Source organism: Methylocystis silviterrae (assembly GCF_013350005.1).
GTDB lineage: Bacteria > Pseudomonadota > Alphaproteobacteria > Rhizobiales > Beijerinckiaceae > Methylocystis > Methylocystis silviterrae.
This window is the reverse complement of sequence record NZ_JABVWW010000001.1, coordinates 1-22,653: the sequence shown is the minus strand read 5'-3', so window position 1 is coordinate 22,653 and position 22,653 is coordinate 1. Positions and strand designations below refer to the sequence as shown.

18 protein-coding genes and 1 pseudogene are annotated in these 22,653 nt (G+C 64.0%); 13 read left to right on the top strand and 6 right to left on the bottom strand.

All coding sequences use genetic code 11. The features are described from left to right. Positions 1 to 208: 208 nt before the first annotated feature. Positions 209 to 655, bottom strand: a complete 447-nt coding sequence (locus HUN39_RS00090; protein ID WP_175092497.1) for an outer membrane protein assembly factor BamE — start codon at positions 653 to 655, stop codon at positions 209 to 211. Positions 656 to 850: 195 nt separating this feature from the next. On the opposite strand from HUN39_RS00090, the gene HUN39_RS00085 reads away from it, so the two are divergent. From HUN39_RS00085 to HUN39_RS00050, 8 genes are all read left to right on the top strand, one after another. Further along, the gene (locus tag HUN39_RS00085; RefSeq protein WP_175092496.1) at positions 851 to 1,408 is read left to right on the top strand and encodes a YceD family protein; all 558 of its coding nucleotides are present in this window, start codon (positions 851 to 853) and stop codon (positions 1,406 to 1,408) included. A 152-nt stretch (positions 1,409 to 1,560) separates the two neighbouring features. Next, positions 1,561 to 2,637 (top strand): phosphate acyltransferase PlsX, encoded by a 1,077-nt coding sequence (plsX, locus tag HUN39_RS00080; RefSeq protein ID WP_175092495.1) that lies wholly within the window; start codon positions 1,561 to 1,563, stop codon positions 2,635 to 2,637. An 8-nt stretch (positions 2,638 to 2,645) separates the two neighbouring features. Beyond that, the gene (locus tag HUN39_RS00075) at positions 2,646 to 3,623 is read left to right on the top strand and encodes a beta-ketoacyl-ACP synthase III (protein WP_175092494.1); all 978 of its coding nucleotides are present in this window, start codon (positions 2,646 to 2,648) and stop codon (positions 3,621 to 3,623) included. 247 nt (positions 3,624 to 3,870) lie between these two features. Then, the gene (locus tag HUN39_RS00070; protein ID WP_175092493.1) at positions 3,871 to 4,224 is read left to right on the top strand and encodes an integration host factor subunit alpha; all 354 of its coding nucleotides are present in this window, start codon (positions 3,871 to 3,873) and stop codon (positions 4,222 to 4,224) included. Between the two features lie 64 nt (positions 4,225 to 4,288). Beyond that, positions 4,289 to 5,689 (top strand): DNA repair protein RadA, encoded by a 1,401-nt coding sequence (gene radA / locus HUN39_RS00065; RefSeq protein WP_175092492.1) that lies wholly within the window; start codon positions 4,289 to 4,291, stop codon positions 5,687 to 5,689. Between the two features lie 214 nt (positions 5,690 to 5,903). Then, positions 5,904 to 6,551: a CvpA family protein gene (locus HUN39_RS00060; RefSeq protein WP_175092491.1), complete on the top strand. Its 648-nt coding sequence runs from the start codon at positions 5,904 to 5,906 to the stop codon at positions 6,549 to 6,551. A 96-nt stretch (positions 6,552 to 6,647) separates the two neighbouring features. Continuing rightward, entirely contained in the window at positions 6,648 to 8,144 is a 1,497-nt protein-coding gene (gene purF, locus HUN39_RS00055) for an amidophosphoribosyltransferase (RefSeq protein WP_175092490.1), read from the top strand. A 225-nt stretch (positions 8,145 to 8,369) separates the two neighbouring features. Then, entirely contained in the window at positions 8,370 to 9,107 is a 738-nt protein-coding gene (locus tag HUN39_RS00050; protein ID WP_175092489.1) for an SDR family NAD(P)-dependent oxidoreductase, read from the top strand. Positions 9,108 to 9,119: 12 nt separating this feature from the next. Here the strand turns inward: HUN39_RS00050 and HUN39_RS00045 are convergent, their stop codons facing one another. Beyond that, entirely contained in the window at positions 9,120 to 9,698 is a 579-nt protein-coding gene (locus tag HUN39_RS00045; RefSeq protein ID WP_175092488.1) for a DUF992 domain-containing protein, read from the bottom strand. A gap of 258 nt (positions 9,699 to 9,956) precedes the next feature. Here HUN39_RS00045 and HUN39_RS00040 point away from each other — a divergent pair, with 258 nt between their 5' ends. After that, positions 9,957 to 10,811, top strand: a complete 855-nt coding sequence (locus tag HUN39_RS00040; RefSeq protein WP_175092487.1) for an EcsC family protein — start codon at positions 9,957 to 9,959, stop codon at positions 10,809 to 10,811. 15 nt (positions 10,812 to 10,826) lie between these two features. Here HUN39_RS00040 and HUN39_RS00035 read toward each other — a convergent pair whose 3' ends face one another. After that, on the bottom strand, positions 10,827 to 12,113 hold the full coding sequence (locus tag HUN39_RS00035) for an alginate O-acetyltransferase AlgX-related protein (protein WP_175092486.1): 1,287 nt from the start codon (positions 12,111 to 12,113) through the stop codon (positions 10,827 to 10,829). 24 nt (positions 12,114 to 12,137) lie between these two features. After that, positions 12,138 to 13,673, bottom strand: coding sequence for an MBOAT family O-acyltransferase (locus HUN39_RS00030; protein ID WP_175092485.1), 1,536 nt, complete (start codon positions 13,671 to 13,673; stop codon positions 12,138 to 12,140). Positions 13,674 to 14,301: 628 nt separating this feature from the next. On the opposite strand from HUN39_RS00030, the gene tyrS reads away from it, so the two are divergent. Continuing rightward, positions 14,302 to 15,564 carry a tyrosine--tRNA ligase gene (gene tyrS / locus HUN39_RS00025; RefSeq protein WP_175092484.1) on the top strand — a complete coding sequence of 421 codons (1,263 nt, stop codon included), beginning with the start codon at positions 14,302 to 14,304 and terminating at the stop codon, positions 15,562 to 15,564. 21 nt (positions 15,565 to 15,585) lie between these two features. On the opposite strand, the gene HUN39_RS00020 is transcribed toward tyrS, so the two are convergent. Further along, positions 15,586 to 19,092: an AsmA-like C-terminal region-containing protein gene (locus HUN39_RS00020; protein WP_175092483.1), complete on the bottom strand. Its 3,507-nt coding sequence runs from the start codon at positions 19,090 to 19,092 to the stop codon at positions 15,586 to 15,588. Between the two features lie 136 nt (positions 19,093 to 19,228). Here HUN39_RS00020 and HUN39_RS00015 point away from each other — a divergent pair, with 136 nt between their 5' ends. Continuing rightward, entirely contained in the window at positions 19,229 to 19,747 is a 519-nt protein-coding gene (locus HUN39_RS00015) for a peroxiredoxin (RefSeq protein ID WP_175092482.1), read from the top strand. 23 nt (positions 19,748 to 19,770) lie between these two features. Here the strand turns inward: HUN39_RS00015 and HUN39_RS00010 are convergent, their stop codons facing one another. After that, positions 19,771 to 20,721 (bottom strand): tetratricopeptide repeat protein, encoded by a 951-nt coding sequence (locus HUN39_RS00010; protein WP_175092481.1) that lies wholly within the window; start codon positions 20,719 to 20,721, stop codon positions 19,771 to 19,773. A gap of 315 nt (positions 20,722 to 21,036) precedes the next feature. On the opposite strand from HUN39_RS00010, the gene rnd reads away from it, so the two are divergent. Together rnd and HUN39_RS18975 are read left to right on the top strand one after the other, a co-directional pair. After that, complete coding sequence (gene rnd, locus HUN39_RS00005; protein ID WP_175092480.1) at positions 21,037 to 22,209, top strand: ribonuclease D; 1,173 nt, start codon at positions 21,037 to 21,039, stop codon at positions 22,207 to 22,209. Positions 22,210 to 22,459: 250 nt separating this feature from the next. Next, positions 22,460 to 22,653: pseudogene (locus tag HUN39_RS18975) on the top strand (hypothetical protein); the annotation flags it as partial.

The following is a 22,653-nucleotide window of genomic DNA, read 5'->3' as shown; positions in this document are numbered from 1 at the left end:
AGAAGGTTACCTGCGAGGCGAGGCGAAAGATCGGCGGCCGGAGCCATGCTCGCGCCACAATTACGGCCGCGTCACAGACGCGCGGCAGCCGAAAACTCATGAGTTACAATAGATTACGCAGACAGGCGCGTCGCCGTCGCCACAATGACGCCACTGGTCGAGACGCGAACTTGCTGCGGCCGGCGTCTCGAAACGAGAGCGGGTGTCTCTAAAACAGATTCGACACCTTGGAGAGCATGCCTTGGAGCAGATGATATTCGGGGCCGGCGGTCGGCGTCGTGCGGGTGATGAAGTCGATCGGCTTGCCGTCCTCCATGCCGTAATCGGCCACGCGCTGAACCTTCTTCGACTTGTCGAAGTAAACCGCATAGACGCGCTGATCGGTAATATTCTGTGGCATGAAGGCGAATTTGCGCTCGATACGCTGGCTGACGTAATACCAGGCGTCGCCGCCGACCGTCGACGTTGTGGAAGGGGTGCCAAGGGTCGCCATTACTTGCTGCGCCGGCATGCCAGGCTTGATCTGCCCGGTGCTGCGCGAATCGAGCACGGCGCCGCGGGTGACGACGCCCTCGTACCCGAGACAAGCGGAAAGCGAAGCAGCGAGGCCGGCCACGGCCGCTAAACGAGAAACGACGCGCAAAGCCTGCGCCATGAATGTCTCCGAAATCTTACGCCGCGGCGCGCTTGCGCTTCGGTGGATAGTCCCTCGCCAAATCCGTAATCTTCGAACGCAGCGAAAGCAAGACGCTCTTCTTGCGCTGCGCAGCGCTGGCGTCCGTGCGCCGACGCACATATCTGGTTCTATGGAACGCCCGCGACATGGAGACAGCGACATGGAGATAGCGCCATGAACAACACTTTCGATTCGCATGCGCCGCTTTCGCGCCGTCTCGCCCTCTCTGAAGTGCCCCCTGAAGGTCTCGACGTCGACATCCGCGCGACGCCGCTCGAATGCGCCGCACTGGCGCAGCTCAATGCGCTGCCCGCCGTCCATTCGCTCCAAGCGGAACTGCGGGCGCGGCAACTGCGCGGCGACGGATTGGAGATCGAGGGCGAGTTGCGCGCGCGCATTCGGCAAATCTGCGTCACGACGCTCGAGGAGTTCGACTCGGAGCTCATCGAACCCATCCAGATGCGCTTTGCGCCGCCGCGGGACGAGGCGCCGCGCAACCGAAGGCGACATGAAGAGACGACTGAAATCACGTTGGATGAGGATCCGCCTGACCCGTTGATCGGCGGCGGCGTCGATCTCGGCGCGGTGGTTTCCGAGTTTTTCACGCTGGCGCTTGATCCCTATCCTCGCAAGCCAGGTGCAATTTTCGTCGAACCGCAGCCTGGCGACGGAGCTCAGGCCGTCTCGCCTTTCGCCGCCCTGGGACGCCTCAAGCCGCGCCGCGAGGCTTGAGGCGAGACAGAATAGGCACTTGCGCCTATGGCCAGCAAATGGCAAGTCGCCCGCAAGGGCGGGAGCGCGAACGCGCTTCTCGGACGCGTCACAAAGGCCGGCCAAGAGTTAAGACGGCGAATCCAGGCGCGCAGTCGGGGGAAACGAATTAAATGCCGCAAACTGTTCGGATCGCGCTCGACGCGATGGGCGGCGATTTTGGCCCAAAGGTGACCATCGCGGGCGCGGCCAGCGCGCTCGAACGGCGTCCCAACAGCCGCTTCCTGCTGATCGGCGACGAGCCGGCGATCCGTGCGCAGCTTCAACGCTATCCGCGCCTCGCCGAATGCGCCGACGTGCGCCACTCTTCGGTGTCGATCCGTATGGACGACAGGCCGAGTCAGGCGCTGCGCTACGGGCGGCGGGTCTCGTCGATGTGGCTCGCGATCGAGGCGGTCAAGAAAGGCGACGCGGACGTCGCCGTCTCGGCCGGCAACACCGGCGCGCTGATGGCCATGGCGAAAATTTGCCTGCATACGATGGCGCGCGTCGACCGGCCGGCCCTCGCCTGCCTTTGGCCGACGCTCAGGGGCCAGTCGGTGGTGCTCGACGTCGGCGCCTCGATGGGCGCCAACGCCAGCCACCTTGTCGATCTCGCGATCATGGGCGCGGCGATGGCGCGAGTCATGCTGGGAGTTGAGCGCCCGACCGTCGGCCTGCTCAATGTCGGCGCCGAAGAGATCAAGGGCATCGAAGAGGTGAAGGCCGCCTCGACCATGCTGCGCGATCTCGCCCTGCCCGGTTTCGATTATCGCGGCTTCGTCGAGGGCGACGGGATCGGACAGGGCGCCGTCGACGTTGTCGTCACCGAGGGCTTTACCGGCAATATCGCGCTCAAGACTGCTGAAGGAACCGCCGCGCAGATTACCGCCTATGTCAAAGAGGCGATGGGCGGCACGTTACTCGCCAAGCTCGGCTATCTTCTCGCGCTCGGGGCCTTCCGCCAACTTCGCGCCAAGATGGACACAAGGGCGACGAATGGCGGCGTGTTTCTTGGACTCCAGGGAATCGTCATCAAAAGCCACGGCGGCGCCGATTCGGTCGGCTTCGCGCGGGCCGTCGAGATCGGCCATGAGGTGGCCGGCAGCGACCTTCTCAATCGTATTCGCGACACTGTCGCGCTGGCGCACCGCCTCGAGGGGCAGGACGGCGCCGCTTCGACCAGTCCTCCCCGGGAAGCCGCTCAGTGACGACAAGCATGCCTCAACTGCGTTCCGTCGTTCTTGGCGTTGGCGCCTATTTGCCTGCGAAGACGCTCAGCAATGCCGAGCTGTCCAAGCTCGTCGACACGAGCGACGAGTGGATTGTGCAGCGAACGGGAATCAAGGAGCGCCATATCGCCGCGGAAGGCGAGACGACGTCGATGCTCGGAGAAATGGCCGCGCGCGATGCGCTCGCCAACGCGGGAATTACCGCCGACGACATCGACCTGATCATCGTGGCGACATCGACCCCAGACTGGACCTTCCCGTCAACCGCGACGCAGATTCAAGCGGCCCTGGGCATTACGCACGGCGTGGCGTTTGATCTGCAAGCCGTCTGCTCGGGATTTGTTTTCGCCGTCGCCACGGCGGAGAAATTTCTACGCTCGGGCTCGCACAAGCGCGCGCTTGTCATCGGCGCCGAGACATTCTCCCGGATCATCGATTGGACCGACCGCACCACCTGCGTGCTGTTTGGCGACGGCGCCGGCGCGATGGTGCTCGAGGCGCAACCGTCGCAGGGAGGGGCCGACGAGCGCGGCGTGCTGACGACTCATCTGCGCTCTGACGGACGCCATCGCGCGAAACTCCACGTCGACGGCGGCCCGTCCGCGACTCAAACCGTCGGTCATCTGCGCATGGAGGGGAAAGAGGTGTTCCGCTTCGCGGTCGGCCAAGTCACCGACGTCGTCAAGGACGCTTTCGCCGCGACGGGACTGACCCCCGAGGATCTCGATTGGTTCGTGCCGCATCAGGCCAATCGCCGAATCATCGATATGTCGGCGCAAAAGCTCGGGATTGCGCCGGAAAAGATCATCGCCACCGTGCATTTGCACGGCAACACCTCCGCCGCGTCAGTGCCCCTGGCTTTGGCGGTCGCCGCGGCGGACGGACGAATCAAACGGGGCGATCTCGTCATGCTTGAAGCCGTCGGGGGCGGCTTTACCTGGGGATCGGCGCTGATACGCTGGTAAGCTGGCGTAATACAAGAACTATTTCAATGTAAGCAAATATTGGCGCGAAATATTACACGCGCGGTTACAACCTGCGCTTGATTTCCGAATTCAATTCTGAAAAATTCTGACAATAGCCGGTGGCGAATACCCGCTGTGGGCGGGTTTCGGAGCGCTAACGCGCCGCCCCTGATAGCGCCCCGTCGTCCCTCCCGGCGCGCTCCGAACAGCCCACGACCGTCGTTCTTGATGAATTGTAAGGCAGAAGATGGCCAAGGGGGACGCGACCGCTAAGCCGAACGGCGAAGCGAAAGAAAAGCGCATGGCGAGGGGGGGCACCGTGACCCGCTCGGACCTTGCAGACGCAATCCATCGGAAAGTTGGAGTGCCGCGGGCGGAGTCCGCGAAATGCGTCGAAATGGTGCTCGAAGAGATCTTCGAGCGCATCGTCGCGCGCGAAGACGTCAAGCTCTCTTCCTTTGGCGCCTTTACGGTACGCTCCAAGAAGGAGCGGCAGGGACGCAATCCGAAGACTGGCGCAAGCGCCATGATTTCGGCGCGGCTGGTCGTCTCCTTCAAGCCGTCCAACATCATGCGTGCGAAAATCAACGTCGACGAGTGACGGTTGCGCCTTCGGGCGCGCTTACCCGCTTGACAAGCGTCGGCGCGCCATGCGCCAAGCAGGCATGGCCAAAAGCCGCGCGGTCTACGTCTGTCAGAACTGCGGCACCGTCGCGTCGCGGTGGCAAGGTCGCTGCGACTCCTGCGGCGAGTGGAACAGCCTCGTTGAAGAGTCGGAGGCCGGCGCGCCCGCCGTTTCCCGCCGCGCCGCGCGCGGCCGCGTCTTCGAACTCGAGGGGCTCGCTGGCGAAGGCCGGGCAGCGCCAAGAATTGCGACTGGAATCGACGAATTCGACCGCGTCACCGGCGGCGGCTTCGTGCCGGGCTCGGTGCTGCTGCTCGGCGGCGAGCCTGGCATTGGCAAATCCACTCTGCTCATCCAGGCCTGCGCGACTCTGGCGCGCCGCGGCGCGCGCGTCGTCTATATTTCGGGCGAGGAGGCCGTCGCCCAGGTGCGCCTGCGCGCGACCAGGCTCAATCTCGCCGATGCGCCGGTGGAGCTCGCCGCCGCAACCCAGGTCGAAGACATTCTCGCCACCTGCGCGACAGGCGCCCGCCCGGCGTTGATCGTCATCGATTCGATACAGACGATGCACACCAACATGGCGGAGTCGGCGCCTGGAACGGTGACGCAGGTGCGCGCAAGCGCCCAGGCGCTCCTGCGCCACGCCAAGACGACAGGCTCGACGATCGTTCTCGTCGGCCATGTCACCAAGGACGGGCAGGTCGCAGGTCCGCGCGTGGTCGAACACATGGTCGACGCCGTCCTGTCCTTCGAGGGCGACGGCGCGCATCATTTCCGCATGCTGCGCGCCTCCAAGAACCGATTTGGCGCGACAGGCGAAATCGGCGTCTTCGAGATGACCAGCCTCGGCCTCGCCGAAGTCGCCAATCCATCGGCGCTTTTTCTCGCCGGCCGAGACTCTGGCGCGCCGGGCGCCGCGGTCGTCGCCGGCATGGAGGGGCAGCGTCCGCTGCTGATCGAAATCCAGGCGCTCGTCGCGCCGAGCTCCCTCGGCACGCCGCGACGCGCCGTCGTCGGTTTCGACCAGAATCGGCTCTCCATGATCCTGGCCGTGCTCGAAGCGCATGGCGGGCTGAAGCTTGGCATGCACGACGTCTATCTGAATGTCGCGGGTGGATTTCGAGCCCACGAGCCGGCCGCCGATCTCGCCGCGGCCGCCGCGCTCGTCTCATCCCTCACCGGCGCCGTCCTGCCGCCCGACATGTGCTTTTTTGGCGAAATCGGGCTCTCCGGCGCCGTGCGGCCCGTCATTCACGCCGGCATGCGATTGCGCGAGTCAAGGAAACTCGGGTTCCATCTCGCCGTCGTCCCGCAATCCCAACAAATCTCCGATGATGGGCGCGGCGCCGGCGTGACGATCCGTCCCTGCGCGGACGTCGGCGGCCTCGTCGCCGCCATCGCCCGCATATCGACGCGCGAAAGAACCATCGCGCGCGGCTAAAGAGGTCGCGCATTAGTGTTTCCGGCTGGCCTCAAGATGCGTTAGAAGGCTGCCAGTGCGAAAGCGAGACGCCTGCCGGACCGACGCTTGGCTGCCCGCGGCGGCGCAAAGTTGACACAGGTTCTGGAGAGGGTCGTGCGGATGCCGCCCGGAAGGCGGCCAACAGCCCATTCAGAAGCGTTCAGAGCTCGGGCGAACAAGCAAGGGGCTAGCGATGCCATCATATCTTGATTTGGCTGTGATTACCGTCGTTCTGATTTCGGGGATGCTCGCACTTTTGCGCGGCTTCACCCGCGAAGTCCTTGCAATCCTGTCCTGGGTTGCGGCTGCGGCGGCGGCGTATTTCTTTTATCCGCTCGCCCTGCCCTACATCAAACCATACGTCAGCAAGGACGAGATCGCTCTCGCGGCTTCCGTGGCCTCCGTATTTTTCGTCGCTTTGATCGCTGTTTCTCTCGTCACGGTGAAGCTCTCGGACGTCATCCTCGATTCGAAGGTCGGCGCCCTCGATCGCACGCTCGGCTTCCTGTTCGGGGCCGTTCGCGGCGCGCTGCTCGCCGTCGTCGCCTTCGTCTTTTACAGCTGGCTGGTGCCCGAAACGAATCAGCCGGAATGGATCAAGGAAGCGCGCGCTAAACCGTTCCTGACGGCTGGCGGCGAGAAGCTGCGCGAAATGCTGCCCGACGACATCGACAGCCTCGTCGCCAAGATCAAGGCCAAGAAGGGCGCTCCGACGAATGAGGAGCCGCCGGCCGACGTCGAGCCGGACAAGATTCAGCCTGCGCCGACTGACGCAAGCTCGGAGGCTCCGGCTGAGGCTCCGGCCGAGGCGGCGCCTCAATCGGGCGACAAGCCTGAATGATGGTCTTGCGGTTGGGCCCCGCCGCTGGCACATATGACGGGAATGCGACGGCCGAGCGCTTGGGAGTGCTGAGCGGCGCGTCACGGGGGACGAAGCATGACGGAGGCCGCCGAGGATCTTCAACGATTCTCATCCCACGAGATTGACGCGACAGACGATCTCGACGGCGACAGGCTTCGCGAATATTGCGGCGTGTTCGGCGTCTTCGATCTGCCGGACGCCGCAGCGATCGCCGCCTTGGGCTTGCACGCCTTGCAGCATCGCGGCCAAGAGGCGGCCGGCATCGTCAGCTTCGACGGCGGCCGCTTTCATGGCGAACGCCGACTGGGCCTGGTCGGCGATCACTTTTCTCAGGAAAACACGATCAAGCGCCTGCCCGGCGCCACAGCGATCGGACATGTGCGCTACGCCACCACCGGCGAAACCATGCTGCGCAACGTGCAGCCGCTGTTCGCGGAACTGAACACGGGCGGCTTCGCAGTCGCCCACAACGGCAACCTCACCAATGCCCAGACGCTGCGCCGCGAACTGATCCGCGAAGGCGCAATCTTCCAGTCGACTTCGGACACCGAGGTCATCCTTCATCTCGTGGCGCGCAGCCGCAGGCCGCTGCTCATCGACCGTTTCATTGAAGCGCTTCGCTCGATCGAAGGCGCCTATTCGCTCGTCGCGCTCACCAACAAGAAGCTGATCGGCGCGCGCGATCCGCTCGGCATCCGGCCGCTCGTCATCGGCGAATTCAACGGAAAATATATTCTCGCGTCGGAAACTTGCGCGCTCGACATTATCGGCGCGCGCTTCGTGCGCGACGTGATGAACGGCGAGATCGTCATTATCTCCGAGGACGGAATTCAGAGCTTGCGGCCGTTTCCGCCGCAGCCGATGCGCCCCTGCATCTTCGAATATATCTATTTCGCCCGTCCCGATTCCATCGTCCATGGCCGTCCGGTCTATGAGGTGCGCAAGGCGATGGGGGCCGAACTCGCGCGCGAGCGCCTGATCGAGGCGGACGTGGTGGTGCCCGTGCCGGACTCCGGCGTGCCGGCGGCGCTCGGCTATTCGCAGCAATCCGGCGTGCCGTTCGAGCTCGGCATTATCCGCAATCACTATGTCGGGCGCACCTTCATCGAGCCGACGCAAATCGCCCGCGATTTCGGCGTACGCATGAAACACAGCGCCAATCGCTGCGTCGTCGCCGGGAAACGCGTCATCCTCATCGACGATTCCGTCGTGCGCGGCACGACGTCGGTGAAAATCGTGCAGATGATGCGCGACGCCGGCGCGACGGAAGTGCATTTCCTGATTTCGTCGCCGCCGATCACCAATCCGGACTACTACGGCATCGATACGCCGCAGAAGGAGAATCTGCTCGCCGCGACGCATACGCTCGATGAAATGCGCGAATATATCGGCTGCGACTCGCTGGCCTTCTTGTCGGTCGACGGCATCTATCGCGCCATGGGCTACGAGCGCCGTGATCCCATCCGGCCGCAGTTCACCGACCACTGCTTCACCGGGGAGTATCCTACGTCGCTGACCGACCTTGTCGGCGAAAACCGCGCGCAACTGTCGCTGCTGGCGGAGGCGAGCTGATAGGCGGCCGACGCGAGATCCGCGTGCTATGAGAGGCCACGCGATTATTTTCGGATCGCGAGCGTCAAGCATTATCTCGTCGTGGACCTTAGCCGACGGCTGATCTTGCACTACCGCCGGGCAAGTCGATCAGATCGTCGTCGGAATCGTCAAGGAAGGCCGCATGACGCTCGATCCTCCAGGCCTGAATGTCGCTGTTGACGAGATGATTCCCGAGCTCCCTGCGTGAAGCCTCCCCGCATCGCCCTTGTCACCGGCGCCTCGCGCGGCATTGGACGCGCGCTCGCCCTGGAACTCGCGCGCGACGGCGCGCATGTCGTGGCCTTGGCGCGCACGCAGGGCGCGCTCGAAGAACTCGATGACGAAATCCGCGCGCAGGGCGGACAAGCGACGCTCGTTCCCTGCGATCTGGCCGACTTTGACGCCCTCGACCGTCTCGGCGCCGCGTTGTTTGAACGCTGGGGCAAGCTCGACGCCTTCGTTGGCAACGCAGGGATTCTCGGCCCTCTGTCGCCGCTCGCCCACGTCGATCCGAAGGACTGGAACCGCGTCATGGCGGTTAACGTCACCGCGAACTGGCGGCTGATCCGTTCCCTTGATCCGCTCTTGCGCGCGTCAGGCGTCGGACGCGTCCTCTTCATCACCTCAGGGGCGGCGCATCGCGAGACGATGAAGCCGTTCTGGGGCGCTTATGCGGTCTCGAAGGCGGCGCTCGAGGCGATGGCCCGCACTTATGCATCTGAGAGCGCCGGCGATGGCGTGACCGTCATGCTCGCCAATCCGGGTCCGCTGCGCACGCGCATGCGCGCTCAGGCAATGCCGGGCGAAGATCCGATGACGCTCAAAACGCCTGAAGAATTCGCAAAAAAATGCCTCGCGCCGCTGGCGCCGGAATGGCGCGAGAGCGCGAGGCTTTATGACTTCCCCACCGACCGGCTGCTGAGTTTCTCCGCGCCAGTCTGACGTCGCCACCCCTTAGTGGTGGTGATGGCTCGTGTGATGGTGGGTGTGGCCCTGATGCACGTGGTGATGATGGTGGACATGGCCGCGGCGCGGCGCGGGCGGCGGAGGCGGCGGGATATAGGCCAGCGTCAGGCTCTCGACGCCGGCCGTCCACCCCACTCCAGAGCCGGCCTGGACGTTAAAGGGCTGCAGCGAGAAGATATTGTCGGATCCGCCGACGAGCGCCGCGCCCCCGCCCCCGACCCCGAACTTGGCTGAGACTCCCGGGCCGAAATAGGAGCCCGCGAGAGCGCCAGGTCCAAGGTGGTCTGTCGCCGCGACGACGCCCCAGGACAGTTGGCCAGGACCATTGATCGTCACATTTGCGCCGACCTTGGTGAGCGCGCCCACATAGTGGGCCGGAGCCGCGCCTTCGGCGTCATCGCGATAAATGCAGTCCATCTGCTGATTTTCGACTAGAACGCTGATGCCATTGCCGAGAAGCCGGCACTGCAACATCCCGACGCGGTCGCCCGCGAAGGCGCTCGCCGGCGCCAGCAGGGCCAGAGCGCAAGCGCCGCTCAGCGCGCGACCCCAAAAAAACTTCCGCATTCAGTGCTCCTCTTCCTAGTCTGTGGCCGCCGGCACAAAACGAAGCCGGCAACACCCGCCCTGCAGTACAGGACGAGCCCCGAAATGCAATAGCGCCGCTTCAGCCGCAACCGAAGATGTCGCGCCTCGACGGGCGCATCATGTGCGCCGGCGCACGAGCGAGCGTCGCGAATTCGCGTCTCGCCACACCTTTGCCGCGCTTGCAAAGACCTTGGAAGAGTCCGACTGTTAAAGAGCAATCAAAAATCCGAGGCATCCGTGTCGCATTCCTATCCGCTACCCATTCTCGTGGACCAGGGCTTGTCGCAGTCCGATGTCGAAGCGCTGCACTCCGCCGTCGCGGCGCTGGAAAGACATAGCTTTGCGACGCGGCTGGCGGGATTGGCGAGCCGACAGCTCAGTTTTGGCTCGCTGACGCTGCCGCCGCGACTGCAGGCGGCGGTCGCCACTGCGACGCAAAAGGCGCTCGCCGCGGCGATGAAGATGGCCTTGGCGAGCCTCGACGCTCAGCCGGCGAAGGACTCCATACGGATTCACCGTCGTCTCGCTGCGCTGACGGGAGGCGTCGGCGGCGCCGTTGGCCTCGCGAGCCTGCCGCTGGAACTGCCGGTGTCGACGACGATCATGCTGCGCTCGATCGCGGAAATCGCACAGGCGGAGGGAGAGGACCTGCGCCACCCGGGCGCCGCCCTCGCCTGCCTGGAGGTTTTCGCCCTCGGCGGCCATTCCGCCGAGGGAAATGTGCTGGAGGGCGGCTATCTTGCGTTGCGCGCCGTGCTCGCGAAATCCGTGTCCGACGCCGCACGCTTTATGACTGTCCGGCAGGTCTCCAATGAGGCTGCTCCGGCTCTGGCGCGTCTGATCGGCGCGATCGGGGCGCGTTTCGGCATGGTCGTGTCGCAAAAGACCGCGGCGCAGGCCGTCCCGATCATCGGCGCGATCAGCGGCGCGGCGATCAATGTCGCTTTCACGGAACATTTCCAAACTCTCGCGCGCGGCCATTTCGTGGTTCGCCGACTGGAGCGGCGCTACAGCCCGGCCGTGGTGCATGCGGAATACGCCAGGATCGCCCGTTCCGAGGGATATTGGGACGATCCCTCGCAGGCGGCGTGAGCGGCGACGCGCGCTCTACGGCAAACGGCGCAGCGCCTCGGCGAGATGCCCGATCTGCTTCGTCGTGGCGATGCCGGCTTCGTTTTCTTCGAGCAGGACGAAATCGGCGCCCGCGAGGTTCTCATCGAGCTCCTCTGTCGTGGCCGGCAGCCGTTCGCCGTTCGAGGCGTCGCCGGGCGCGCGCCGGTAATGACCGAGTTCGATCGTGTTGTTCTCGGTGCGCATATAGAACCAATAGTCGATTTGCGGCGGACAGGGCGCGAGCGTCGCCGCCGCCAGCACCTGATGCAGAAAGCTGCCGCCAAGCGCGAGCAGCCGCGGCGCCCGCGCGCAATCGCCCTTCTCCCCTGCCCGGCCGATCGCCGCCGTCGGATAATGCGCGTCGGGCCACAGGAGATTTAAGAGATCCAGCAGGTCGCGATCCGTGCCGACGGCTTCCGGCGCCGGCGCTGAGGTAAAGTCGAGAACGCCGATCGGCGTCGCCGGCGACGCGCGCGTCACGTCGCGCATGGCGAGCGCGCCCCCGACGCTGTTCCAATGCGAGCCGCCGCGCGGAAACAGCGCGATCGGCTGTTTGGATTTTTCCGCCGCAATGAGCGCCGCGCCGTCCACGTAGCGCACATGTGCGTCGTCGAGCGCCGCGCGATAGGGCGCAAGCTTCTCCGGCATTATTGTCGCGCGCGCCGCGCAGGGCGCGGACTTCGGCAAATCTTCCGCATAGCGCGCCGCCTTGGACGGAGAAATCAGATAGGCGAAGCTCTTGCCGCGCGCCTGCGCCATGTCCTGAATGTCGCGCAAGGTCGAGGACCAAGCGCTCAGGCGCGACGGATCGAAGCCGTCGTCACGCGCGCAAAATTTGTCGATATAGAGCTGCTCGAACAGCTGGCCGTTTCGGCCGATCGCGACTCCCGGCGCGGCCGAGCCGCCAAAAAGCGAAAAGACGAGCTGATTTTTCGCGCGAACGGAGATCGGAAAAACCGGCGACATTCGGCCAAGATTTATTGAAACCGCCTTTTGCGTTTCGCCGGAAAGAAAGGCGTCGAGCGTCCACGGCGCGGGCTTTGGCTTCGCGACGCCGGCGAGCGGCCAGGCGCTGCGGATGCGCAGCTTCGGCCAATCGCGCTCGACGGCGAAATTCCACAAATTGGCGAGGAACAAAAACGCGATGAAGCCCGCGCAACCGAAAATCGGCAGACGCGCGAGCGTCAGCGACTTAAAAAAGGCGATGACGCCCTCGGCCCGAACGCGCGACTGCGACGCCGCTCCAAATTCCGCCTCATGTTTCTCGATGCGCTTATCCATTTCGACTAAAATCGCTCATCCGATTTAAAACCGGAAGTAGATGAACGGCTTGAAGGGATCGGCAAGTCCCTTCGCCAGCGCCGCGAGGAAGAGCATGGACAGCGCGCTGTTCGACGCCAATGCGAAGCGCTGCGCCGCGCGTCCCCAATTGAAGTCCTTGACATAAAGCGACAGCCGCTGCGCGACGCAGATTGCCGCTGCAGTCAGCGCCACGACCACATATTCGGGAGGAATGGCGACAGGCGCGCTGGCGTGCGCCCATGGATTCGCCATCAACGCGAGCAGCGCGCCGGCCTGCGACAGAGAGGTTGCGCGAAAGAATGTCCAACCGACGATCACGATGATCATCGCGATGATATTGGCGAGCCAGTCCGGCAACCGCTGCAGGCGTTTGACCAGAAATAGCCTGTCGAGCACGAGGAACACGCCGTTATAGGCGCCCCAAGCGATATAGGTCCAAGCCGCGCCGTGCCAAATTCCCGAAGCGAAGAAGCAGATCCACAGATTGAGGTAAGTGCGCGCTTCGCCGCGCCGATTGCCGCCGAGCGGGAAATATAGATATTCGCGAATCCAGCTGGTGAGAGAAATATGCCAGCGCCGCCAGAAATCGGTGATGCTCGTCGCGACATAGGGCATGTTGAAATTTTCAAGCAGCCGAAAGCCGAACATGCGCGCGAGCCCGATCGCCATGTCGGAATAGCCCGAGAAATCGAAATAGATCTGAAAGGTGAAGAACAGCACGCCCGCCCAGGCCTCCGCGAAGCCAAGGGAGCTAACGTCATGCGCGAAGATCAGATCCGCGCCGCTGGCAAGCGTATCGGCGAAGAGCAGCTTCTTCACGACGCCGAGCATGAAGCGGGAAAAGCCCACGATAAAGTCGTCGACGTCGGCGTGCGGCATCGCCTCGAACTGGCGCGCGATGTCATGATATTTGATGATCGGGCCGGCGAGGAGCTTGGGAAAGAAAAAGACGTAAAGCCCGTAAAGCAGCGGACTGCGGGCCGGCGCCGTGACGCCGCGATAGACGTCGACGAGATAGGTGATCTTTTCGAAGACGATGAAGCTGACGCCGATCGGCAAGGCGATCTGCGGGATGTTGATCCCCGGCAGCGTCAACGCCTTGAGCAGCGCATCGAAATTGAGCGCCAGAAACCCCGTATATTTGTAATAGATAAGGATCGCGAGATTGCCGACGACGCCAAGCGCCAGCCAGCGTTTGCGCATGTCATTCCCGGCAGGCCGAAGGCCTGATCGGGAATCCAGAGCAATCACAGCCTCGCTCGCAAGTCTGGATTCCCGATCGCTTCGCTTATGCGAAGCGTCGGGAATGACAGTGGGATCGCCGATGGATAACGCGGCGATCTTCTGCGCCACATAGAGGTCGAGCCCGACCGACGCGAAGACAAGGAAGATGAAGACCGGCTCGCTCCAGGCGTAAAAGGCCACGCTTGCCGCAAGAAGGATGACGGCCCGCCGCGCGCGGACTTCTCCAAAGAACAGATAAAGCAGGTAAACCGCCGGGCCGAACAGGAACAGGAACAGCGGCTCGTAGAAAAGCATGATTGTCCTGCGTTCGACGGCGCGCCGGCGCGAGCGCGAAAGCCTGCGGCTTCTACCAAAAGCCCCGCAGCGGGGCAAGAAAGCGGCCGCGAAGGTCGCGAGGCGCGGCGGCGCCGCTCTCCCTTCTCCCGCGTTAGCGAGGGGAGCGCCGGAAGGGGGCAAGGAGCGCTCCGACGTGAGAAGAAACGTCGGCCCCCTCCCCAACTCTCCCCCGCTTCGCGGGAGAGGGAGCAGGTTGCGCCTCTCATGAGAGTTTGGCCGCTCGCTCGGTAAATCGCGTCGAGGTTCGAGCCTGGCCGCGATCATCCTGCACGAGGTAGCGCACGAGCACATTTGTATCGAGCGCTATCACTTTTCGCTGGCGCGGCTTCGGATCGCCGCTTCCATTGCCTCAAGCGTGACTGGCGTCGAGGGCGCCGGAACAACGCCTTTAAGGCGTCGTATGAAGGCTCGGCGCACCTTCGCGGGCAGAGCGATCTGACCCTTGCTGGTTAGAGTTGCCTTCGACATTGAGGCCAGGCTCCATCTCCTTAGAACACTTACATATCGTAAGGAGCTTCAAATTTTAACTGGAACTCTCGAGCCGGGCTCGCTTGCGCGGGCGCCGCGTAGCGCCTATCACCCCGCCATGACCGCTGATTTTACTCCCACGTCCGATTTCCTGCGCGCTCTGATCGAGCGCGGCTTCGTTCATCAATGCTCCGATTTCGAGGGGCTGGACGAGAAGGCGCTCTCCGGGACGCTCTCCGCCTATATCGGCTTTGACTGCACGGCGCCGTCGCTTCATGTCGGCTCGCTGCTGCCGATCATGATGCTCGCCTGGCTGCAGCGCACCGGCGGCAAGCCGTTGCCGCTGATGGGCGGCGGCACGACGCGAGTCGGCGATCCCTCCGGCAAGGACGAGAGCCGCAAGCTTTTGACCGTCGAGCAGATCGACGCGAACAAGGCGTCGATCCGAACCGTCTTCGAACGCTTTCTCACCTTTGGAGATGGCGCCACAGACGCGCTGATGCTCGACAACGCCGATTGGCTGGCGGCTTTAAACTATATCGACTTCCTGCGCGACGTCGGCCGCCACTTCTCCGTCAACCGCATGCTGACGATGGATTCGGTGAAGCTGCGGCTCGAACGCGAGCACGAACTCTCCTTCATCGAGTTCAACTACATGTGCCTGCAGGCTTACGACTTCGTCGAGATCAACAGGCGTTACGGCGCGCTGCTGCAGATGGGCGGCTCGGATCAATGGGGCAATATCGTCACGGGCCTCGATCTCGGCCGCCGCATGGGCTGCCCGCAACTCTATGCGCTCACCTCGCCGCTGCTGACGACGGCGTCGGGCGCCAAGATGGGCAAGACGGCGGCGGGCGCCATCTGGCTCAACGCCGACATGCTGTCGCCTTATGACTATTGGCAGTATTGGCGCAATACGGAAGACGCCGACGTCTCCCGCTTCCTGAAGCTCTTCACCTTCCTGCCGATGGAAGAGATCGCGCGCCTCGCCGCGCTGCAAGGCGCCGACATCAACGAAGCCAAGAAGACTCTCGCGACGGAGGCGACGGCGCTCATTCACGGCCGCGCGGCGGCGGATGAGGCTGCGGCGACCGCGCGCACGACATTCGAAGAGGGCGCGCTCGCGCTGTCGCTCCCCAAGATCGCCGTTTCGGCTGAGGACGTCGCCGCCGGCCTCGGCGTGCTGACGGCCTTCGTCAAAGCCGGTCTCGTCGCGTCGACCGGCGAAGCGCGACGCCAGATCAAGGGCGGCGGGCTGCGCGTCAATGATGCGCCGGTGACGGACGAACGCAGCGTCATCGGCGAAGCGGAGTTTGCGAGCGACGGCGTCGTCAAACTCTCGCTCGGCAAGAAAAAGCACGTATTGCTTGAGCGCGCTTAGCGCCACTGCGGCCGCGAAAACCTACCGCTGCTGCGGCATTCGCGCAGTGCCGTCGATGACGCCCATGATCTTGCGCATCAAGCCGGGCGCGATCGCCGAGAGCGGATTGACGTTGATCGAGGGCGATGAGAGCGCGCCATAGAGGCGATAGCTCAGCGCAAAGACGCCTTCATGCTGTCCGCCGGCGAGCACGACGCCGACCACTGGAATATTCGACAACAGATTGTTCAACGCATAGGCGGGCACATATGAGCCCACGAGGTCCAGCCGCTCGCGCGGGAAGTCGATGTAGCCGTCGAAGGTGAGGCCGATCTCGGGACCCGACAGCACGCCCTCGCGCACGGTAAGCTGTCCGCCCGACCAGCTGAAGTCGCTCTCCAATCTGCCGACGCGAACGAGGTCGGGGTCGAAGCGGTAATTGCCGCGATCGTCCGCGCGCGCCGTTCCGCTTTGCGCCATCAGCTGGCGCACGGTCGGTTCGCCGCGCACGAAGAAGTCGCGAATGCGCAAAGCGCCATCGGCTCGGTTTTGATTAAGCTGTACAGTCGCGGTCAGGGCGCCGCTGTCCATCTTCCGATAGATGTCAAAGAAGGAGAGCAGCGAGCCGCCGTCGTTTGTCGCAATTTCGATTTGCGACTGGTTATCCTGACCGCGCCCCATGCCGACTGTGAGCTGCTCGCGGCCGAAAAAGCCTTTAAGCGCCACCCCACGGGGCTTGCCGCCGCGACGCTCCAATTTCAGTTCGACGTTTGTGAGAATTTGCTTGCCGTAGCCGGTGACGATCGGCGATTTGAAGTCGAGATCGAGGTCGTCAACGCTGCCCTTGCCGCGATCGGCGCGCAGCAACCCCTGCATGATCGGACGGGCGTCGAAATTCGCGCCGCGCGCGACGATCTTCACCAGTTCGCCGCTACGCTGCACGTCGACGCGCATGTCGTCTCCGGGCGAGAGCCGCGCCTGCGAGAGACGGGCCGCGCGGAATGCGCCATCTCTGCCGAATTCGATGACGCCCTGCGCTTGCGTCGGTCCCGCGTCGAACATGAATTGTTCGAGCGACATCGCCTCGCCGTGGCGCGTCAGCGTGAACGAAGACTTTGCCGGCTTTCCCGCCGGCTTCACCAGGCCCGGGAGCGGATTGTCGAAATTCGTCCGGGTGAGATCGAGTTCGATCCGCGTATCGACGTTCTCAACCGGGATCGGCGTGCGTATCGTCGCCAGAATCGGGCCGCTGACGCCGGCGATGGCGTAGCCGGCGCGCTGGCGCGCCGCATCGTCAAAAGTGAATGCGACCTGCGCCTGTGCGGGACCCTTGTCGCCAAAGCCGCGGCGCACGTCGAGGGTCGCCGGCGCGCCAAAGAGTCGGCCGGTTCCGCTCACGCGCAGTCCGGCTCGGTCAGCGATAATATGCAGCGCGCCGTTCTCGAGCTTTTCCCTGCCGATCAGCTTCTCGATCACAAGGTTCGACGTCGTCGCGTCGATCGCGAAAGTCGTGGCCGCGTCGCGCGCGGTCGCCCCTGTCTCGAAATCGACGCGCAGCCGACCCTCGATGGTTCCTTTCAGCGCGCCCGCTTCCACGGGGACAGACGCGTGGTCGGCGATCGCCGGCAATGAAAGCAGGTCAGAGACGGCCTCGACGTCGCCGCCAACAGTGACCTCGACCATCGCGGGCGTCGGGCGCAGCGCGCTGTCGGCGACCAGGAAGCGGCCGGATGATAGTGCAAGGCCTCGACCCGGCCCGGTTTCCATGGCGCCTGAGGTCGCGTCGAAAGACGCCGTCTGTCCGGTGATCCGCAGTCTTCCGTTGATGCCGGTCAGCGGCGCCATGCCCGGCAGGATGTCGGAGACTGTCGCGTCGACGATGTCGCCCTCGGCGAACAGCGAGCGATCCGGCGGCGCCTGCTCGTAGCGCATCGCGTTCAGCGCCGCGCCGTCGAAGTCGGCGGCATATTGGACGCGCTTTAAGACGCCGACCGGCACATGATCGACGAACCAAGTGCGCACGGACGGCGCGACATGGGTGGGCCACAGGCGCGCGAGCGCGCGTATCTGCGTCTCTTCGATTCCCATCTTGAGTATGACGCGAATGTCGTCGCGCCAACTCACTGCGCCGTTGAGGTCGATGTGCGTGTCGGGACCGTCGAACGCGAATTTGTCGAAGACGATCTGGCGTTCGTCTCGAAACAGGCGCGCGTTGAGCAGTCCGTCGTCAATGCGGACATTTTTCTCTCCCGCGCGCTCAGGCGCGACCATGGTTGGCGCTTTCAGGCGCAACGCGATCGTCCATGGCCCATCCAGGCTCGCCGCATCGGCTAAGGTCCTAGCGCCGTCAGGCGGGCGGGCGTCGCCGACGATGGTCATGTCGAAACCGCCGGCCTTGAACACAAGCGGCGCGATTGCGACCTTGCGCGCGGCCCTGTCCCAAACCGCGACGCCGGCGATCTTTTCGATCATCACCGGCTCGTGATCCGGCTCGTCGAAGCGGAAATAGCCCCGGCCGATCTCCATTTGACCCGATGCTTCGAGAACCTCGTCGCCCGGACCGAGCGCGAATCTCAGGTCGAAGGAGAGTGGCGCGTCAGTGTCGAAGCGGGTGGTGCGGAAGCCGCCGGCAAGCGAAATCTCGTCGATCGAAAAATTGCGAAACTGCGCGTTGAAATCGCGCCGTCCTCCCGGCGCGCCCTTTGCGACGGCGACGGCCGTCCAACGCCCCGAGGGGCCATTGGCCGCCGCCGAGAAGCGCATGCCGGCGCCGCCCTTGTCGAGGCTGAGCGTCACGTCTTCATAGCGGATGGCGCGATCGATCGTGCGGTCGTCGATGGTGAGCCGGCCGTGCGCCACGCCGAGGCGATCAAGCGCGGCGATTGGACTGTTCGGGCTCGTGGCCAAGTCCATGAGCCCGCGCAGGGCCCCCGCCGCGTCGCGCAGCAGAGTCACGCGCTCCGACCCGGAGCCGTTCGCCGGCGCGCCGGGCGCAATCGCTGGCGCCGCCGCAGGAACGGGTTGAGCGCCGGCTGAAATCACGACGGCGCCGTCCGGGTTGACCGACAGGCGCAAGTCCAGATCGAGAACCTCGAGCCGGCGCAGCTTTATGCGGCCGATCAGCAAAGAGCGAAGGTCGAGCGACAGTTCCGCGCGCGGCGCCGCCACGATGGGACGACCCTCTTTCTTGATGATGAAATTGTCGACGGACAGCGTCGGGCCATGATCGCCATTGCCGATCGCAGCGGCGCCCAGCGAAAATTCGTACCGGCCGCCCGCGAGTTCGTCGAGCGATTCGACGATGCGCGGCGCGAGCCAAGCAAAGGTGATGGAGCCCTGCGAAAGCAGCAGGAAGAAGCCGCCGAACGTCAGCGCGCACAGCAGCGTTGCGGCAAGTCCGCTGAGCATGAGCAGGCGGGGAAGTCCGCGGCGCGGCGCCAAAAAAAACGGCGGTCGCAACGCTGCGCGACAGGCCCGCTGCATCGCGCGCCGCCCCCTATCGACGACGACTCCGGCGCCGCTAGGCTTGCGCCCCGTCCTGTCGGTCAATTGGCCTCGCTCTCGGCTCGATCGCAGCGCGGACGCGGGCAATTACGCCGGTCTTGTACGCCGATCTTGCCGGCTGGCGCGCAGTCTGCATTCTACGGACCGATTTTAGCTGCAGATGCGACGAAAGGAAGGCGCCATGAGCACGACCGCCGGCAAGGCCGAACCTACACTCAAGGAGGCGAAGAAGGAGGGAGGCTTAAAGGAAGGAAGCTTGGCGCCGGCCTTCGATCTCCCAGGGGCTGGCGGCGAACAGATCTCGCTTGCCGCGCTGAAGGGCAAAAAAGTCGTGCTCTACTTCTACCCAAAGGACGACACGTCGGGCTGCACGAAGGAAGCGATCGAATTCAACGCCTTACGCGAGAGTTTTGCGAAGGCCAAGGCCGTGGTCGTCGGCATGTCGCCGGACCCGATCAAGAGCCACGACAAATTTCGCGCCAAATATGAATTGTCGCTGCCCCTCGCGTCAGATGAGCGAAAGGACACGCTCGGCGCCTATGGCGTCTGGGTCGAGAAAAGCATGTATGGCCGCAAATATATGGGCGTCGAGCGCACGACGGTGCTCATTGGTCCCGACGGCCGCATCGCCAAGATCTGGCGGAAGGTGAAGGTTCCGGGCCACGCCGAGGAGGTTCTGGCGGCGGCGAAGGCGCTTTAACGCGCCTTCCGCCTTCCGGGGCTTCAGTTGTGGTCGTGTTCGGCTTCGGGCGGAGCGGAATCGGCCGGCGTCGCCGCGCCCGAACCCTTCTTGGCGATGAGCCTGGCCATGTCGTCCGATCCCTTCTTCGCCGCGGCAAGATCAGGCTTGGCCGCCAGCGCGGCGTCGTAATCGGCCTTGGCGCGGGCGAAATCCTTCTTGGCCCGCCAGGCGTTGGCGCGGTTGACAAGCGCGCCGACGTAGCTGGCGTCAATTTTCAGCGCCGCGTCGAAGTCGGCGATCGCCTTATCGAATTCGCCCTTGGCGTAGTGGCAGGCGCCGCGCCCATTGCGCGCCGCGGCCAGTTTGGGATCGCGCTTTGCGGCCTCGGAAAATGCCGCGATGGCGCGATCATGATCGCCTTTCCCGTGATAGAGAGCGCCCGCTGCAACGTCCGGCGCCGTTGATTTTGGGTCGGCTTTCGCGGCGTCCCCGAGATCGGCGAGAGCCTTCTCGACATCGCCTTTGGCGCGCCAAATGTAGGCGCGCGCCAGAAGCGCGGCGGCGTTCTTTTTGTCGGCGGCGATCGCCTGATCATAGTCGGCGAGCGCGTTGTCGAGATCGCCCTTGGCATGATGCGCAGCGCCGCGTGCGGCCAGAATCACCGATGATTTGGGTTCAAACTCCAGCGCCTTGCCGAAGTCCTCGAGCGCGTGCGCGTAGTCGCCCTTCGCCTGATAAGCGCCGGCGCGGTTGACATAGGCGGCCACCTTGTTGTGCGGGGTCTCCTTGTCGATCTCCCGAATGACTTGCGTGCAGCCTGCGATGCGCGCGTCGGGGTCAGGCGCGCGGCACTGACTCCACGCCGGGCTGACGCCGCGCTTATGCGCAGCCATGGCGGGCGCGCTGACGACGAGAAGTGAAGCGGCGATGACAGCCGCCGGACACCGCGCCCGCGCGGCCGCGCGCGCTGCGAGAGTGAGACGCTCATGCATGAATTGGGTGGCTCCCCGGATAGAGTGGCGGCGGCATGCTACCCCATCGGGCATCGGCCGCAACTTGCAAATCATGGAACTCCAGAGGCCCGGGCTGTCTTGTTGCGACAGTTGAGCAGTCGATGCGCCCCCTGCTGGACCGCATCGGCGCCAGCTTTTCGCGCGGTCCAGTGCGGACGTGGCGTCCGATGGTCTGCAAATTTTCGGCAAAACCGTGTATTTTGGCGGGGCCGAAGCCGGCCGAGCGTGGCTGAGACGTCCTAAGTTGCTCCTTAGGACTTCAGACCGAGACCAAAAACGTTTAGAACCAGTTCAATGAGTCTTCTTACCACCAATCCCGAACTGACGGCGGTCTGCGACCGTTTTGCTCAGCATCCCTTCGTCACGGTCGATACCGAATTTTTGCGCGAAACCACGTTCTGGCCGCAGGTCTGCGTGATCCAGCTGGCGTCGCCAGAAGAGGCTGTGGCGATCGACGCCCTTGCCGATGATCTTGATCTTGCGCCATTTTTTGGGCTCATGGCCAATCCCGACGTCGTCAAGGTGTTCCACGCCGCGCGCCAGGATCTCGAGATCATCTGGCGCCTCGCCCGACTCATACCCGCGCCGATCTTTGATACGCAGGTCGCGGCCATGGTCTGCGGATTCGGCGAACAAGCGTCCTATCTCGAACTGGTGAAGGCGATCACGCGCGCCAGTCTCGACAAATCGTCGCGATTCACCGACTGGTCGCGCCGACCGCTGTCAAACGCCCAAATCGAATACGCCATCGCCGACGTCACGCATCTTCGCGACATATACATGGCCCTGCGGGCGCGGCTCGAACGTTCCAACCGCCTCGAATGGCTCGTGGACGAGATGCAGACGCTCACCTCGCCCGCAACCTATGAGCAGCATCCCGAAAACGCTTGGGAACGGCTGCGCCATCGCGCGCGCAAGCCGCGCGATCTCGCCGTTCTGATGGAACTGGCCGCCTGGCGAGAGTTCGAAGCGCAAACGCGCGACGTGCCGCGTTCGCGCGTCCTGAAGGACGACTTGCTCCTCGAGATTGCTCAAGCCGCGCCGCGCTCTGTCGAAGCGCTCGGCAATTTGCGGTCCTTTCCGAAAGGTATGGAGCGCTCCCGCGCGGGAACCGACATCATCGCCGCTGTGGAGCGCGGGCTCGCGCGCGATCCCGCCACAATGCCGCGCATCGAACGCGACCGACGCAACTCAAACGGCGCGACGGTCGAGTTGCTCAAGGTTTTGCTGCGTCAGGTGTCGGAGGAGACGGGCGTCGCCGCCAAGATGATCGCGACGGTCGAAGATCTCGAATCCGTCGCGCATGACGATCACGCCGACGTTCCGGCGCTCAAGGGCTGGCGGCGCGCGATCTTCGGCGAGAAGGCGTTGGAGTTGAAGCGGGGCCGCTTGGCGCTCTCGGTGGAAAACGGCCGGGTCGTCACCTTTGACTGGCAGGCGGCGGACGAACCCGCGAACGCCGAATAAGCCTCACGCTTGCGCTGCAGCGCAGCAATGCTGCTGCGCCATTTTTGCGCGCAAGCAAGCGGCTGACGAATATTTGTGCGCCATAAAATACCGTTGAATATCATATAGATAATGCGACATTACGATAAGTTATTGCACTGCGATATTGTCATGCTGCAATGCAGTAACTACCTTCCATCCCGAGCGGGGCGCAGTTCGCTGCGACGGTCGTGCGTTACGCCGGCCCTGCTCCGAAACGGAAGGATAAGATATGACTACAGGAAATCGAATTGTCGCGGCGGCGTTCGGCGGAGCGCTGTGTCTTGCAGCAAGCTCGGGCCTGTCCGCAGCTGATGCTTCCCTGACGATGAAGCCGCTTATGGCGGCGAGCTGGACGCCTCCAAAAACCTCTGGCCAAATCGGGGTTGAGTTGATTCACTTGGTCATGTCGCAAGGGGATCGCGG

Coding starts and splice junctions, on each gene's coding strand:
- radA (WP_175092492.1), top strand. CDS start 4,289: ATGGCCAAAAGCCGCGCGGTCTACGTCTGTCAGAACTGCGGCACCGTC.
- HUN39_RS00085 (WP_175092496.1), top strand. CDS start 851: ATGAACAACACTTTCGATTCGCATGCGCCGCTTTCGCGCCGTCTCGCC.
- HUN39_RS00090 (WP_175092497.1), bottom strand. CDS start 655: ATGGCGCAGGCTTTGCGCGTCGTTTCTCGTTTAGCGGCCGTGGCCGGC.
- rnd (WP_175092480.1), top strand. CDS start 21,037: ATGAGTCTTCTTACCACCAATCCCGAACTGACGGCGGTCTGCGACCGT.
- HUN39_RS00010 (WP_175092481.1), bottom strand. CDS start 20,721: ATGCATGAGCGTCTCACTCTCGCAGCGCGCGCGGCCGCGCGGGCGCGG.
- HUN39_RS00035 (WP_175092486.1), bottom strand. CDS start 12,113: ATGGATAAGCGCATCGAGAAACATGAGGCGGAATTTGGAGCGGCGTCG.
- HUN39_RS00070 (WP_175092493.1), top strand. CDS start 3,871: ATGGCCAAGGGGGACGCGACCGCTAAGCCGAACGGCGAAGCGAAAGAA.
- tyrS (WP_175092484.1), top strand. CDS start 14,302: ATGACCGCTGATTTTACTCCCACGTCCGATTTCCTGCGCGCTCTGATC.
- purF (WP_175092490.1), top strand. CDS start 6,648: ATGACGGAGGCCGCCGAGGATCTTCAACGATTCTCATCCCACGAGATT.
- HUN39_RS00075 (WP_175092494.1), top strand. CDS start 2,646: ATGCCTCAACTGCGTTCCGTCGTTCTTGGCGTTGGCGCCTATTTGCCT.
- plsX (WP_175092495.1), top strand. CDS start 1,561: ATGCCGCAAACTGTTCGGATCGCGCTCGACGCGATGGGCGGCGATTTT.
- HUN39_RS00045 (WP_175092488.1), bottom strand. CDS start 9,698: ATGCGGAAGTTTTTTTGGGGTCGCGCGCTGAGCGGCGCTTGCGCTCTG.
- HUN39_RS00015 (WP_175092482.1), top strand. CDS start 19,229: ATGAGCACGACCGCCGGCAAGGCCGAACCTACACTCAAGGAGGCGAAG.
- HUN39_RS00060 (WP_175092491.1), top strand. CDS start 5,904: ATGCCATCATATCTTGATTTGGCTGTGATTACCGTCGTTCTGATTTCG.
- HUN39_RS00030 (WP_175092485.1), bottom strand. CDS start 13,673: ATGCTTTTCTACGAGCCGCTGTTCCTGTTCCTGTTCGGCCCGGCGGTT.